Source organism: Bacillus sp. AY2-1, assembly GCF_008368965.1.
Classification (GTDB): domain Bacteria; phylum Bacillota; class Bacilli; order Bacillales; family Bacillaceae_G; genus Bacillus_A; species Bacillus_A thuringiensis_S.
This window is the reverse complement of record NZ_QPEL01000083.1, coordinates 1-14713: the sequence shown is the minus strand read 5'-3', so window position 1 is coordinate 14713 and position 14713 is coordinate 1. Positions and strand designations below refer to the sequence as shown.

Sequence of the window (14713 nt, the reverse complement as noted above, 5' to 3'; positions counted from 1 at the left end):
CTTCCCCCTTCCACACCCGTATTTATATAAAACAAAAAGAGAAGTATCACAACTTCTCTTTTCTCCTCTAACATTATAATTCCTGTGTATACGCCGGCTCGTTTACTACATTTTTTGCTGTTCGTTTTTGTTGCTGTAGTAAGAAAACAGATACACCAAATAATACGAGCATGCTACCGATAATTTGCATGGCATTTAGTCTTTCACCGAGTAAGAAGAACGCTAGTATAGATGCTCCAACGGGTTCTCCTAAAATACTCATTGAAATTGTTGTTGCATTTACGTAGTTTAATAACCAATTATTAATGACGTGTGACACTGTCGGGACAACCGCAAGTAAAAGAAAAACGGTCCAATCCCACTTCGTATAACCTGTAAAAGGCACTTGCAATACTATATTATAAATTCCCATAAAAATACCTGCGAATGCAAAAACTGTAAAGCTGTAAATCCAGTGTGATACTTTCTTTACTGTCGTTTGCCCGATAAATAAATAACCGACAACCGCTATTACACTTAAAAAGGATAATATATCTCCATAAATTGCTTGTTCACTTAGCCCTAAATCTCCCCAACCAATACACATTACGCCTAATATCGCAATTCCCATCGTTGCAATAGCTGAGTATGTTGTTCTTTCTTTAAATAAGAAAAAACCTCCAATTAAAGATACGATTGGTTGAAGCGCTAAAATAATCGTCGAACTCGCAACTGTCGTATGCTTTAAAGATTCAAACCATAATAGAAAATGAAGTGCTAAAAAGAAACCAGATCCAATTAAAAATCCCCAATCTTTTATTTGAATCTTACTAAACTCTTCCCGTTTTTTCCATACGATAGGCAGCATAATAAGTACGATAATCCATAAGCGGTACATACTTAAAATAGAAGATGGTGCTGAGGACATCTTTACAAAAACTGCTGCAAAAGAAATGGCAATTATAGAAATAGCTAATGGTAGTGCGATTGACTTTTCTTGTTTCAAATCCTGTCTCCCCTCTCACCTGTCAAAAATCCCACTTCATTATATCCGTTTTCTTTCGTGACTTAAATACTAATTTTTTAGATTCTTCGTACCATTATGGTAAAATAGAAATTAAGGCACCAATTAGTGAATATTTATTTCCTTTTTCACTACAAGCGTCGCTCTTACAATCGTTACAGTAAATTTTTATTTAGGGGGATCTACATGAGTCAAACAATAGGGAGAATTGAAGAAATTTCATTTTATAGCGCATCACTTCAAGAAGACGTTACACTTCTCGTTTATTTACCAGTAAATTACACACCACTGCACAAACATACAGTTGTAATTGCACAAGATGGTAGAGATTATTTTCAGCTCGGTAAAGCGCATCGTGTAATTGAGCGCCTTCGTGAAACTGAAGAAATTGACCGTACAATTATTGTCGGTATTCCATATAAAAATGTACATGATCGTAAAGAAAAATATTTCCCAAATGAAGTAAAAAATGCTGCATATATACGTTTCCTTGCTCATGAACTTGCACCATATATTGATGAAAATTATCCAACGTACCAAATGGGAAAAGGTCGTGTTTTAATTGGTGATTCTCTTGGCGGAACAGTTTCCTTTATGACTGCACTTATGTATCCGCATACATTCGGTAAAGTCGTTATGCAATCACCATTTGTGGATGAGACAGTAATGAACTTAGCAAAAGACTTCAAAGATCCACAAGCATTAGAACTGTATCACGTCATCGGCACAGAAGAAACGGCTGTAAAGCGTACTGATGGACAAGTATCTGATTTCGTAGAACCGAACCGTGAGTTAAATACACTTCTTACAGATAGAAATTTCATTACGCATTACGAAGAGTTTGAAGGTAATCATACTTGGAAATATTGGCAAACTGATTTACCAAAAGCCTTCTCTCATATTCTATCAATGAAATAATAGAGAGCAGTATTCAGAATAATTTGATATAATAGACGAAGAGATCTATTTATCTCAAAATCTAACTAGACTTACAAAGGGAGGAATTGGAACATGAAATTAGGCATTGTAATTTTTCCATCTAAAATGATTCAAGATAAAGCGAACGGATTGCGTAAGCGTTATGACCCACACTACGCATTAGTTCCGCCACATATTACATTGAAAACACCCTTTGAGACGCAAGATGAACAATTAGAATCGATTGTAAACGAGCTACATACAATCGCAGGTAAAACGAACCCTTTCACCCTTCATGTTGGGAAAGTCGGTTCATTCGCACCTGTTAATAACGTCCTTTATTTTAAAGTAGAAAAAACACCTGAACTTACTTTCTTAAATGAAGAAATGCATGGCGGGTTATTCACGCAAGAACGCGAATATGCTTTCGTACCTCACTTAACAATCGGACAAGGCTTATCAGATGCAGAGCATGCTGATGTATTGGGGCGATTACGTATGAAAGATTTCTATTATGAACAACCAATTGATCGTTTCCATCTTCTATATCAATTAGAAAATGGAACATGGACTGTACACGAAACATTCCATCTTGGAAAGGGGAACAACTAATTTGCACGCACAGATTGTACAAACGGACGAACAACTAAGAGATGCATTCTCTGTACGTAAACAAGTGTTTGTAAATGAACAACGTGTCTCTGCTGAAGAAGAGTACGATGAGTTTGAAGAAACTTCAACACACGTTGTTATATATGACAATGATGTTCCAGTTGGTGCTGGACGTTTTCGCACCCTTGATGGTATAGGAAAAGTGGAACGCATTTGCGTGCTAGGTTCCCATCGAAAAAAAGGCATCGGAAAAATTGTTATGGATGCGCTTGAAGCGTATGCAAAGGAAAATTCGCTACCAAAATTGAAACTTCATGCTCAAACACATGCTGAAGATTTCTATAAAAAACTTGGATATGTAACGAGTTCTGATGTATTTATGGAAGCAAATATCCCGCACGTCGTAATGATAAAAGAATTGTGATTTGAAAGCAGGAGGTGGCCCCTCCTGTTTTTTTACATTGCTATTTTCTTTTTCTTCCGCTAAAGTTAAATGTTGATGCTATAGTTTTGAAGGTGAATATATGACACAAGAAAAATTTTCACAAAAATCGTTAACACACGCTGATATTCCGCGTGCGACATATCATACTCCGAAAACATCTACCCATTTAATTATGGAAGAAGATGTAGATGCGGCTTATTTCCGCGCTCTCGAACAACAAAATGTTTTTTTAAACGAAAAACAATTAGAAGCCGTGCGCACAACAGAAGGTCCTGTTCTTACACTAGCTGGTGCTGGAAGCGGGAAAACATCTGTTTTAACAACTCGCGTTGGTTATTTAGTAAATGTAAAACAAGTTCATCCAAGAAATATTTTATTACTTACATTTACACAAAAAGCAGCTGAAGAAATCCGAAGTCGTGTTGCAAAGTTACCAGGTATGAATCATGCAGCAAGTAGCTACGTTGTTGCTGGTACATTCCACTCTGTTTTCTTAAAATTGCTTCGTAGTCAAGGGTATAATCAGCAAATTTTAGCAAATGAAAAACATAAACAAATTATGATAAAGAAAATCTTAAAAGAATTGCGTTTAAAAGACGATTATGATTCGGAAACGATCCTCGCGATGATTTCACTTGAGAAAAACAAATTAAATCGTCCGAAAGATGTAAAGGCGAAAACGCCAGTCGAACAAGAATTTAAAGAAGTATATGAACGTTTTGAAGAGGTAAAACAACGATACAATTATATTGATTTCGATGACATCTTATTGGAAACATATTATATGTTAGAAAATAATGCTCCTTTACTAACTCAATTACAACAACGTTTTCACTACATTGAAGTAGATGAGTTTCAAGATACATCCTATGCACAATATGAAATTGTAAAATTGTTAGCCACGCCAAGAAATAATTTGTTCATCGCAGGTGATGATGATCAAGCAATTTATGGCTGGCGAGGGGCAAGTCACCAAATTATTTTATCTTTTCCAAAAGAATTTGATAACACAACAATCATTGCACTAAATACGAATTATCGATCCAATCCCTTTATCGTCGGGCTTGGAAATGAAGTTATAAAATTAAATCAAGAACGTTTTGATAAAGAGCTATACTCCGTTCGTGAGGAAGGTGTACAACCTTTTTATGCAAGACCTGCTACAACTCTTGATGAAGCAAATCAAATTTTGCAGCTCATTCAAGAAAAAGTAGATAGCGGTGACCGAAACTATAAAGATTTTTGTTTACTGTATCGCACACATTCTGTAAGCCGTTCGTTACTTGATCAGCTTACCATTCATAAAATTCCGTTTATTAAACACGGGGCGAGCCAATCATTTTATGAACATTCTTTAATTAAGCCTGTATTAGATCATTTAAGACTCGTGATTGAGCCGTTTCGACTAGAATCACTTTCAAACATATTGCCGACGATGTATATCGGACGTGATGATTGTATTTCATTTATTGAACGTGAACAATGGAAATATGGTGAAGGCCGTTTTCCTTCTCTTCTTCATTTCTTATTATTAAATCCGAGCTTAAAACCTTTTCAAGTGAAAAAGGTAAATGAGCGCATCGATTTTATTAAATTTATTAAAGAATTAGAACCGAAAAAAGCATTAAAAGAAATCATACATGGTAAAGGAAAATATTTAGAGTACTTACAAAGTAACGATCGTTCTTCCTTTACGATGCATAAAGACATACAAGAAGAAATGTTGGAAGAATTAATGGAGTCTGCAACTCGTTTCACCGATATTCCAGCTTATTTACAATTTATCGACGAGGCGATTCAAGGTCAAAAGGAAATGGAAGCATTAAAAACAATGCCGCAAAAAGATGCCGTTTCACTTATGTCAATTCATAACGCAAAAGGCCTTGAATTTCCATGTGTCTTTTTACTTGGAGCGAGTGATGGAATCCTGCCCCATACTTCTTCTTTAAAAGATGCAAATGATCGTATTACGGAAACTTCTGAAGCGTTAGAAGAAGAACGCCGATTACTGTATGTCGCCATTACACGTGCGAAAGAAGAGCTTTACATTTCTTCTCCGCAATTTTTCAGAGGAAAGAAATTAGATATATCTCGTTTTTTATATACTGTGCGAAAAGATTTACCTGAAAAGACATCCACTAAATAAGGATGTCTTTTTTTATATCACATTATGTACATCCCTCCTATATAAATTCCTTGTTTTTATCGTGAGAATTAACGTAATATCAGCCATATCCCACTCATATTGTAATAGTGTATGTCAGAACTCACGATAAGGAGTGAACATAATGAGCTGCAATTGTAACGAAGACCATCATGAACATGATTGTGATTTCAACTGTGTATCGAATGTCGTTCGCTTTATACATGAACTGCAAGACTGTGCAACAACAACATGTGGATCTGGTTGCGAAGTTCCATTTTTAGGTGCACATAACACTGCATCAGTAGCTAATACACGTCCTTTTATTTTATACACAAAAGCCGGAGCACCTTTTGAAGCATTTGCACCATCAGCAAGTCTTACTAGCTGCCGATCTCCAATTTTCCGCGTAGAAAGTATAGATGATGATGATTGTGCTGTATTACGTGTATTAACTGTAGTATTAGGTGATAACTCCCCTGTACCACCTACTGACGATCCCATCTGTACGTTTTTAGCTGTACCAAATGCAAGATTAGTATCAACCTCTACTTGCATTACTGTTGATTTAAGTTGCTTCTGTGCGATTCAATGCTTACGCGATGTTACAATTTAAAACTAAATAATGCGTTAAGTATGGATTGGGTGGCAGATAATTCTGCCACCCAATCCATGCTTAACGAGTATTATTATGTAAATTTCTTAAAATTGGGAACTTGTCTAGAACATAGAACCTGTCCTTTTCATTAACTGAAAGTAGAAACAGATAAAGGAGTGAAAAACATGTTCTCTTCTGATTGCGAATTTACTAAAATTGATTGCGAGGCAAAACCAGCTAGTACACTACCTGCCTTCGGTTTTGCTTTCAACGCGTCTGCACCTCAGTTCGCTTCACTATTTACACCACTACTATTACCTAGTGTAAGTCCAAACCCAAATATTACTGTTCCTGTAATAAATGATACAGTAAGTGTTGGAGATGGTATTCGAATTCTACGAGCTGGTATTTATCAAATCAGTTATACATTAACAATTAGTCTTGATAATGCACCTGTTGCACCAGAAGCTGGTCGTTTCTTCTTATCATTAGGTACGCCAGCTAACATTATTCCTGGATCAGGTACAGCGGTTCGTTCTAACGTTATTGGTACTGGTGAAGTAGACGTATCCAGCGGTGTTATTCTTATTAACTTAAATCCTGGTGACTTAATTCAAATTGTACCAGTTGAGTTAATTGGAACTGTAGACATCCGTGCAGCAGCATTAACAGTTGCACAAATTAGCTAGTAAAAAGCGGTATTTCTAATACAGAAATACCGCTTTTTATATGTATAATAAAAAACACTCACAGTAACATGAGTGTTTCATTCTTCATAGTGTTTTATTGTGTTCTTCTTTTTCCCACAATTGCATCCCTTTTTCTTCACAAATCCTTGTTGTTGTAATTGTTCTTGATATGCCTGTTGTTGTGCATGGTGCTGTTGCTGTATTTGATACCACTGCTGCAGGTCATATGAATTTTGCCTAGGATTATTGCTCACAGCAAACATCTCCTCTACTGTCAATTCTGTCTATTTACTATATGAACAACTCTTTATTTCCGTTCCCTCATTCTTTTAAACTCCGCTTTTTCTCTTATTATGAAAATATATTATTCTCCCATAAAATATCCTGTAATCGTTTCAATGATTGCTGCTGCTCCTGCAATAGCTAATAATGCAAGTAACGGCTCCGCAACGATAGGAATCCAATTATATAAAACTAATAAAAAAGCACTAACCCATACACCTGTACACCAATAACAGCTTAATAATTCGCCAATCCACTTTCTTAATCCTTTACCTTTCACTTTTGTAAACGTTGATACACTTCCATCTGGCTCCGTAATCTCTAATTCATCAATAAATGGTCTTCGCAAAAAGGCTGTAATTTTATCATAAACAATTAAACGAGTGAGCCTAAAGGCTGCTAACGCGAAAATAAAAAATAAAAGCCAGCTTGTAAACAGCATAATTCCACCTTCCCTTATCTTCTTTCGCCTATTTAAAAAAAAAGGTCTTGAGATTGTGACCAAATCTCCTCGACTCCAATATCTTATTAATGTAAATACAAACAAGAAGATAAGGAGTGACATTAATGAGTTGTAACGAAAATAAACACCATGGCTCTTCTCATTGTGTAGTTGACGTTGTAAAATTCATCAATGAATTACAAGATTGTTCTACAACAACGTGTGGATCTGGTTGTGAAATTCCATTTTTAGGTGCACACAATACTGCATCAGTAGCAAATACACGTCCTTTTATTTTATACACAAAAGCTGGAGCACCATTTGAAGCATTTGCACCATCTGCAAGCCTTACTAGCTGCCGTTCTCCAATTTTCCGTGTGGAAAGTGTAGATGATGATAGCTGTGCTGTACTACGTGTATTAAGTGTAGTATTAGGTGATAGTTCTCCTGTACCACCTACTGATGACCCAATTTGTACGTTTTTAGCTGTACCAAATGCAAGACTAGTATCGACATCTACTTGCATTACTGTTGATTTAAGCTGTTTCTGTGCGATTCAATGCTTACGCGACGTTACTATCTAATAAGTGAAGTAAACTAAAAAACTATTGGGGTGGTAGAAGCTTTCTACCACCTTTACATATTTAAAAGCCGGCCATACTAATTGATTGGATATCATCTATAGACAACCTAATATCTCTCATGCTATTTTGCGGCATAATAGATACAATGCCATTACGATACGATATGATCGATCCAACATAAGAAACTGTAGCTGTTTTTATTCTGCACCTTACTTTCGGAATGTAATGAGGGCGGTTTAATAAAAAATGAATTTTTTCATCATTATTCATATCCTTAAATGATTTATTATACGGAACAGTTCTTACTGGTTCTTTCTGTTCTTGTTGTTCTTGTTGTTCTTGTTGTTCTTGTTGTTCTTGTTGTTCTTGTTGTTCTTGTTGTTCTTGTTCTGCGTGTGCTTCTTTTTTCTCTTCTTCTATTTTTTCTTCCACTTGCTGCTCTTCTTGTTGTTCTTGTTCTGTTACCTCTTCCACAGCACTACTTACAATATTTTCATTTCTATTACTTTGCTCTTTTTGATCTTCATTTCCAAAGTTTGTCAGGATAATCCTTTTTATTTTCGGTGCAGTAAGTTCTAAACTTACTTGCGCAATATATAACAACGGTTTTCCAACTGTTGAACTTTTATTTTTATTCTTCACACTCGTCCCTCCCACTTCCATACGTAGCTGAATAAATTGTGTACTATTATAGTTATATTCATCACGTGGTAAGAACTTTCGTTAAAAATCGTTCTTTCTCAGAACAAATAAAAAGGACAATCTCAGCATTTAGAGATTGTCCTTTAAAAATTAATATTATATTTATCCTAGGATATGATACCCTGAATCAACATGAATGTTTTCTCCTGTTACACCGCGAGCTAAATCACTGAATAGGAATACTGCTGTATCGCCAACTTCTTCTGGAGTTGTTGTACGACGAAGTGGTGCGCGCTCCTCAATTTCTCTTAAGATTGAGTTGAAATCGCCTACACCTTTTGCAGATAACGTACGAATTGGTCCTGCAGAAATAGCGTTGACACGAATACCATGTTGACCTAAATCGTTTGCTAAATATTTCACGCTCGCTTCTAATGAAGCTTTCGCAACACCCATAACGTTATAATTTTTCACAACACGCTCGCCGCCAAGGTATGTTAACGTTAAAATATTTCCGCCTTCTGTCATAACTTTCTTCGCTTCTCTTGCTACAGCTGTTAAAGAGAATGCACTAATATTTTGTGCAAGTAAAAATCCATCGCGAGAAGTATCTACAAATTCGCCTTTTAAGTCATCGCGATTCGCAAAAGCAATACAATGTGCTACACCGTGAATAGTACCTACTTCTTGTTTAATTGTTTCAAAGCAAGCTGTAAGTTCCTCATCATTTGTTACATCACAAGGTAATACAAGTGATTCTTGTCCTTCTAATGTATCCGCTAATTCACGAACATTTCTTTCTAAACGTTCTCCTGCATATGTGAAGATTAATTTTGCACCTGCATTATGCAAAGAGCGAGCAATTCCCCACGCAATACTTCTTTGGTTCGCAACGCCCATAACAACAAATGTTTTCCCTTGTAATAGTTCCATGATATATCCTCCCAGAAATACTTATACTTGTTATTAGTACCTGATACTATAATTATAGTACCATAAAACCGCTTAAAGGCAAACAAAAAAGTCATTAACAGAAATTTGTTAATGACTTTTGGTTTCTATAAAAAAGCGCTCTAATCCTTCTTCCCAAGACGGCATTTGTAAAAAACCATTTAATCGTAGCATGTTATGTTGAAAGATAGAATATTTGGGCCTCGCAGCCGCAGCCCCGAATTCTTCCGTTGAAACAGGTAACACATTCACTTTCATATTTGTATACGAAAATATCTTTTGTGCAAATTCAAACCAAGAGCATGAGCCTCTGTTTGATACGTGGTATGTACCGTATAAAGAAGTATGAATGAGCTTATTAATAACTATATTTAAATCCGCCACATACGTAGGAGAGCCAACTTGATCCGCTACAACAGATATTTCATCTCTTTCTTTTCCTAATCGCATCATCGTTTTCACAAAATTATTTCCATATTTACCATATAGCCACGATGTGCGAACGATAAAATATTTATTATGTAACTCTTTGACGAACTGCTCCCCCGCATACTTAGAGGCTCCATATATATTTATCGGCGCTGGACTATGAAATTCATCGTATCCCTCTGGTCTGGCGCCTTGAAATACATAATCAGTACTAATATAAACTAGTTTCGCTCCTACTAATTGTGAAGCGACCGCTACATTTCGAGCTCCGATTGCATTTATTCTATATGCAAGATCCTGTTCTTTCTCCGCATGATCTACTTTCGTATAGGCAGCACAATGAATAATTATATGTGGTTTTATTTCTTGTACCACTTGTTGTATTCGGGATATATTTGTCACATCTAATAACTTTTTATCAAATGGATATATATCATATTCTTCAGAGTTTAACTCTTCAAATAGTTGCTTTCCTAATTGGCCGTTTGCTCCTGTTATGATAACCCTCTCTTTCATTTAACATGCCCCTTACTGGTCTTTTAGTAGTTTCCACCATTCCTTATTCTTTTCATACCATTTCACCGTCTCTTGTAATCCTTGTTCAAACGTATATTTCGGTTCCCAATCAAATTCATTCTTCATTTTCTCTGCATCAATCGCATAACGACGATCGTGCCCTAAACGATCTGTAACATATTCGATATCTTTTTTTGTTTTTCCTAAAAGAGTAATAATTTGTTCCACAACTTCTACATTTGTTTTTTCATTATTTCCACCTATATTATATACTTCTCCTACACGTCCCTTATGCAGAACAACGTCAATCGCACTACAATGATCCGTTACATGTAACCAATCTCTTACATTTAAACCATCACCATATAACGGTAGTTTTTTTCCTTCCAGTGCATTCGTAACCATTAACGGAATTAATTTCTCGGGATACTGGTACGGCCCATAATTGTTAGAACAACGCGTTACTATAACCGGTAAGTGATATGTTTTATAGTAAGATAGAGCTATCAGGTCCGCGCTCGCCTTACTTGAAGAATATGGACTATTTGGAGCTAACGGCGTTTTCTCTGTGAATTTCCCTATTTTCCCTAAAGAGCCATACACTTCATCCGTTGATACTTGCACAAGTTTTATATGCGAATATTTTTTAACTAGTTCTAATAAAGTGACCGTCCCAATTACATTTGTATCATAAAAAGGAATCGGATTTTCAATACTACGGTCCACATGTGATTCAGCTGCAAAATTTACAATCACTTGTACGTCTCGCTCTTTTATAATATGTTCTAATAGCTCTCCATTTTGAATTTCTCCTTTTGCAAAAGAGTAATTCGGGTGATTCTGAAGAGATTTTACGTTATTTAAATTCCCGCTATATGTTAATGCATCGTAATTAATAATTTTATATGTTTCATAACTTTGTAGCATATAATGAACGAAATTACTTCCAATAAATCCAGCCCCACCTGTTACTAATATATTCATAAACAACGCTCCTACTTAAAAACTATCTTCATATTCCTCTAGTAATGGTAATATCTGATCCTTATCGGACAATATAGGATCGGTTACTGGCCAAGGAATTGCTAAATCTTTATCTTCCCAAAGTAATCCTGAGTCATGCTCTGCGCTATAATATTCATCTACTTTATACATAACGATAGTATGCGGAACAAGGGTGCAAAATCCATGCGCAAACCCTTTTGGCACTAGTAATTGTCGATGGTTATCTGCACTTAAAATATACCCTTTCCATTGTTTAAATGTTGGTGATTTTTTTCGTAAATCAACGATAACATCATAAATTGCCCCTTGCATAACTTGAATGAGTTTCGTTTGTGCTTTCGGTTTTTTTTGAAAGTGTAGTCCCCGAATCGTTCCTGCCTTAGCCGAATAAGATACGTTATCCTGTACAAATGAATACGTAATCCCTAATGTTTCTAGCACCTGCTTATTATAGCTTTCTGAAAAAAAGCCACGCTCGTCTCCAAACAACCTCGGTTCTAACAATTTTGCATCGATAAAATTTGTTTCTACGACTTTCATATTCTCACCTATTCTCCGTTAAACTGTTTCCCAAAATCAATATCCCGTGCTAACGTATTCGCCTTTTGAAGAGAAGCATGAGTTCCCGCATCAGTCCACCAGCCGCTCATTTCATTATAAGTAAGTACCCCTCGTTTTAAATACCAATTATTTATATCTGTAATTTCAAGTTCTCCCCGTGCAGAAGGTTTTAATTCTTTAATATAAGAAAAAACTTTCGAATCATACAAATAAATTCCCGTAACAGCATAAGAACTTTTCGGCTCTTTCGGCTTTTCTTCAATTTCAACTATTTTTCGGTTTTGAATATGTGCTACGCCAAATCTTTCGGGATCTTCTACAGATTGCAAGAGCACTTTCGCACCTTCTTTTTGATTTGCAAACTCTTCAACATACGGAAGAATATCATCTGAAAAAATATTATCCCCCAATATAACTACCATACGATCATTCCCGACGAAATCTTCACAAAGCCCTAACGCCTGTGCGATACCGCCCGCTTTATCTTGCACACGATACGTAAAGGACACGCCAAATTCATGACCACTCCCTAAGAAGCTAACAACATCCCCCATATGCTCTTTACCTGTAATAATCATAATGTCTGTAATATCGCATTGTTTTAGCTTATATACCGCATGATAAATCATCGGATACCGACCAACAGGAAGTAAATGTTTATTCGTTACTTTCGTTATTGGATATAATCTCGATCCAGTACCACCTGCTAAAATAATTCCTTTCACTCTGCATCTCTCCTTTATGATGGAGATAATATATCTTTGTAATGTTCTATAAACACTTGCCGGTACTTCTCATATGTATCCGCATCAAACTCATCCCCGTTGTAATGAATACACCATAAATTTGCTTGATTTGGGATACCGATTAAATAACCAGCCCTTTGAAACTCTAAAGACTGTGACACATCATAAAAGTGAAACCCTTGAAACAAATCTTCTCGCCACGGAATATCATACTGCGTTGCCATGAATAAACCATCAATTGCCTGAACTGACAAAAATGGTTGATTACCATAAAAAACCTGATCTAAATTTAATAATTGATAATTCTGTCTTCTGTATTCAATCACTTTCCCTACTAAATTTTTTCCTTCCCACCATATCCCGTTATTCGGTAAAAACTGAGCCCCAGCGACTCCTATTAAACCAAGCTTTTCATTTTCTTTAAAAAGAGATATAAGTGTAGAAAACATGTCTCGATTAATAAGATATGTATCTTGATGTATATACACTTTGTATTTCGCTGGATATGAAAGGGCTCGGTTGTATGCACTTGCCATACTTTGTGCATCTCGTATCGGAAAAATTTGTACGACATAGCCAGGGGGAACAAAAATGTTTCTGATTTGGCTCTCACATTGTTTGAAAAGCTCTTCATTATTTACACAAACAACAACTAATATTGTATGATCTTTCATTTTTGTCCCCCCTTTTATTCTTCCTTATTTACCTCTGACATATAGTGTTCCACAAATATTTCCCGATACTTCTCATAGTTCGTCATATTCACATCAAAATGATAATGGATACACCAAGCATCGCGCTGTACAGGTACACCGACTGTATATCCTGCTTTTTTAAATTCAAATGATTGAGATACATCATAAAAGTCAAATCCGTCAAATAAGTCTTCTCGCCACGGAACATCATATTGTGTCGCCATTAATAAACCGTCAATACATTCTACAGGAATAAATGTTTTTGATTCGTGATACGGTTGTTCTAAACTTGCCATATAAAACAAATCATTCATATAACCAATGACCTTTCCTACAATTCCACGCCCTTCGTTCCATACACCAGTTGGAGGAACATATTGCGCTCCAACCATCCCAATCATACCAAGGTGTTCATGTTCCTCAAATAATTGAAGTAATCCGTATAAAAAAGCTCTATTTATAATAAAAACATCTTGATGTAAATACACTTTATACTTCGCTGGATGCGAAATGGCTTGATTGTATCCACTCGTCATACTTTTCGCATTTCGAATCGGCATAAATTGGACAATATACCCTGGTGGTACTAACAATTGCAATATATGTCGCACGCAGTTTGCATACAATTTCCGATCATTTATACATGTAACAAATAATATTGTTTTGTCTGCAGCACTCATAATTGTGATTTTTCAGCTTCAATAATATACTGAAATACAACTGTCTCAGCCATGAAGCCACTTCCAAGACGATATTTTTTACAAATTCCATATAACTCCTCAATAAGTGGTTCATACATTTTATGATCAACATATACACGATCTACTTTACTAATAACATATCCTGCTTTTAAAAACATTCTTAGCATTTCATTAAATGTAAAGAAACGAATATGTGTTTTATCTAATAAACCATATTCTGTATACGTCCAATTTCCGGCAAGTAAGGGAGCTAATACTGAAATATGAGCAACGTTTGGTATACTTGCTAAAATCACACCATTTTGCTTTATATATGGCTTAACCTTTTCAATCACAGCCCACGGATCAAATAAATGCTCTAATACATCTCCAAATAGGATGCAATCAAATTGCTCCTCCTCATAAGGAAGATCTATTTTTTCTATATCCCCTAAAATAACATGATCTAGTCTTTCTTTCGCTTTTTCTGCAGCCTCTGGAAATGCCTCGATTCCTGATACACGTGTACCATTTTCTTTAATCGCTGCTCCCAATGTACCGCTCGAGCAACCAATATCAAGAACTTCTTTCCATTCCTTTTTTATATGCTTTAATAAATTCGGATTCGCTGCATTATAATAATGCTCGGATTTTTCTTCATATAAAGAACTTTTTTCGCGATTCATTTCACACACTCCTTATGCAAATTGAATTAGAAATATAAATCTCATATGAATTCTATAAAGTGCAGATTTTGTTCATCCCCCACTGA

Annotated in this window: 19 protein-coding genes; 7 read left to right on the top strand and 12 right to left on the bottom strand. The window is 35.8% G+C overall.

Annotated features, from left to right (window positions below; translation table 11 throughout):
• Positions 1–73: 73 nt before the first annotated feature.
• Positions 74–985 carry a DMT family transporter gene (locus tag DN403_RS20310; RefSeq protein WP_000806947.1) on the bottom strand — a complete coding sequence of 304 codons (912 nt, stop codon included), beginning with the start codon at positions 983–985 and terminating at the stop codon, positions 74–76.
• 204 nt (positions 986–1189) lie between these two features.
• Here DN403_RS20310 and DN403_RS20305 point away from each other — a divergent pair, with 204 nt between their 5' ends.
• The 6 genes from DN403_RS20305 to exsF all read left to right on the top strand — a co-directional run bounded on the left by DN403_RS20305 (position 1190) and on the right by exsF (position 6408).
• Complete coding sequence (locus DN403_RS20305) at positions 1190–1921, top strand: alpha/beta hydrolase (RefSeq protein ID WP_000084010.1); 732 nt, start codon at positions 1190–1192, stop codon at positions 1919–1921.
• Between the two features lie 93 nt (positions 1922–2014).
• Complete coding sequence (locus DN403_RS20300; protein ID WP_000765871.1) at positions 2015–2533, top strand: YjcG family protein; 519 nt, start codon at positions 2015–2017, stop codon at positions 2531–2533.
• A gap of 1 nt (position 2534) precedes the next feature.
• On the top strand, positions 2535–2957 hold the full coding sequence (locus DN403_RS20295; protein ID WP_000543309.1) for a GNAT family N-acetyltransferase: 423 nt from the start codon (positions 2535–2537) through the stop codon (positions 2955–2957).
• Between the two features lie 100 nt (positions 2958–3057).
• Positions 3058–5124: an ATP-dependent helicase gene (locus DN403_RS20290; RefSeq protein WP_000191211.1), complete on the top strand. Its 2067-nt coding sequence runs from the start codon at positions 3058–3060 to the stop codon at positions 5122–5124.
• 142 nt (positions 5125–5266) lie between these two features.
• Positions 5267–5737 carry a spore coat protein CotY gene (gene cotY, locus DN403_RS20285; RefSeq protein WP_001277697.1) on the top strand — a complete coding sequence of 157 codons (471 nt, stop codon included), beginning with the start codon at positions 5267–5269 and terminating at the stop codon, positions 5735–5737.
• 167 nt (positions 5738–5904) lie between these two features.
• The gene (gene exsF / locus DN403_RS20280; protein ID WP_000492933.1) at positions 5905–6408 is read left to right on the top strand and encodes an exosporium protein ExsF; all 504 of its coding nucleotides are present in this window, start codon (positions 5905–5907) and stop codon (positions 6406–6408) included.
• A 77-nt stretch (positions 6409–6485) separates the two neighbouring features.
• Here the strand turns inward: exsF and DN403_RS20275 are convergent, their stop codons facing one another.
• Positions 6486–6671 (bottom strand): hypothetical protein, encoded by a 186-nt coding sequence (locus DN403_RS20275; protein ID WP_014894818.1) that lies wholly within the window; start codon positions 6669–6671, stop codon positions 6486–6488.
• Positions 6672–6772: 101 nt separating this feature from the next.
• Positions 6773–7132, bottom strand: a complete 360-nt coding sequence (locus tag DN403_RS20270) for a DUF1360 domain-containing protein (protein WP_000899662.1) — start codon at positions 7130–7132, stop codon at positions 6773–6775.
• Positions 7133–7257: 125 nt separating this feature from the next.
• Between DN403_RS20270 and exsY the strand changes: the two genes are divergently transcribed.
• Entirely contained in the window at positions 7258–7716 is a 459-nt protein-coding gene (gene exsY, locus DN403_RS20265; protein ID WP_001277734.1) for an exosporium assembly protein ExsY, read from the top strand.
• Between the two features lie 60 nt (positions 7717–7776).
• Here the strand turns inward: exsY and DN403_RS20260 are convergent, their stop codons facing one another.
• The 9 genes from DN403_RS20260 to DN403_RS20220 all read right to left on the bottom strand — a co-directional run bounded on the left by DN403_RS20260 (position 7777) and on the right by DN403_RS20220 (position 14627).
• On the bottom strand, positions 7777–8379 hold the full coding sequence (locus DN403_RS20260) for a spore coat CotO family protein (RefSeq protein WP_149185695.1): 603 nt from the start codon (positions 8377–8379) through the stop codon (positions 7777–7779).
• Positions 8380–8520: 141 nt separating this feature from the next.
• The gene (fabI, locus tag DN403_RS20255) at positions 8521–9291 is read right to left on the bottom strand and encodes an enoyl-ACP reductase FabI (RefSeq protein ID WP_000421885.1); all 771 of its coding nucleotides are present in this window, start codon (positions 9289–9291) and stop codon (positions 8521–8523) included.
• Between the two features lie 108 nt (positions 9292–9399).
• Complete coding sequence (gene rfbD, locus DN403_RS20250) at positions 9400–10254, bottom strand: dTDP-4-dehydrorhamnose reductase (RefSeq protein WP_000664662.1); 855 nt, start codon at positions 10252–10254, stop codon at positions 9400–9402.
• A 12-nt stretch (positions 10255–10266) separates the two neighbouring features.
• Positions 10267–11238, bottom strand: a complete 972-nt coding sequence (gene rfbB, locus DN403_RS20245) for a dTDP-glucose 4,6-dehydratase (RefSeq protein ID WP_001024178.1) — start codon at positions 11236–11238, stop codon at positions 10267–10269.
• Positions 11239–11253: 15 nt separating this feature from the next.
• The gene (gene rfbC, locus DN403_RS20240; RefSeq protein WP_000869412.1) at positions 11254–11799 is read right to left on the bottom strand and encodes a dTDP-4-dehydrorhamnose 3,5-epimerase; all 546 of its coding nucleotides are present in this window, start codon (positions 11797–11799) and stop codon (positions 11254–11256) included.
• A gap of 8 nt (positions 11800–11807) precedes the next feature.
• Positions 11808–12545, bottom strand: a complete 738-nt coding sequence (locus DN403_RS20235) for a sugar phosphate nucleotidyltransferase (protein WP_000676159.1) — start codon at positions 12543–12545, stop codon at positions 11808–11810.
• 14 nt (positions 12546–12559) lie between these two features.
• Positions 12560–13240: a glycosyltransferase family protein gene (locus DN403_RS20230; RefSeq protein ID WP_000651525.1), complete on the bottom strand. Its 681-nt coding sequence runs from the start codon at positions 13238–13240 to the stop codon at positions 12560–12562.
• Between the two features lie 14 nt (positions 13241–13254).
• The gene (locus tag DN403_RS20225) at positions 13255–13941 is read right to left on the bottom strand and encodes a glycosyltransferase family protein (RefSeq protein WP_001271181.1); all 687 of its coding nucleotides are present in this window, start codon (positions 13939–13941) and stop codon (positions 13255–13257) included.
• Positions 13938–14627: a class I SAM-dependent methyltransferase gene (locus DN403_RS20220; protein ID WP_001078435.1), complete on the bottom strand. Its 690-nt coding sequence runs from the start codon at positions 14625–14627 to the stop codon at positions 13938–13940. The genes DN403_RS20225 and DN403_RS20220 overlap by 4 nt, the downstream gene beginning before the upstream one ends.
• Positions 14628–14713 lie beyond the last annotated feature (86 nt).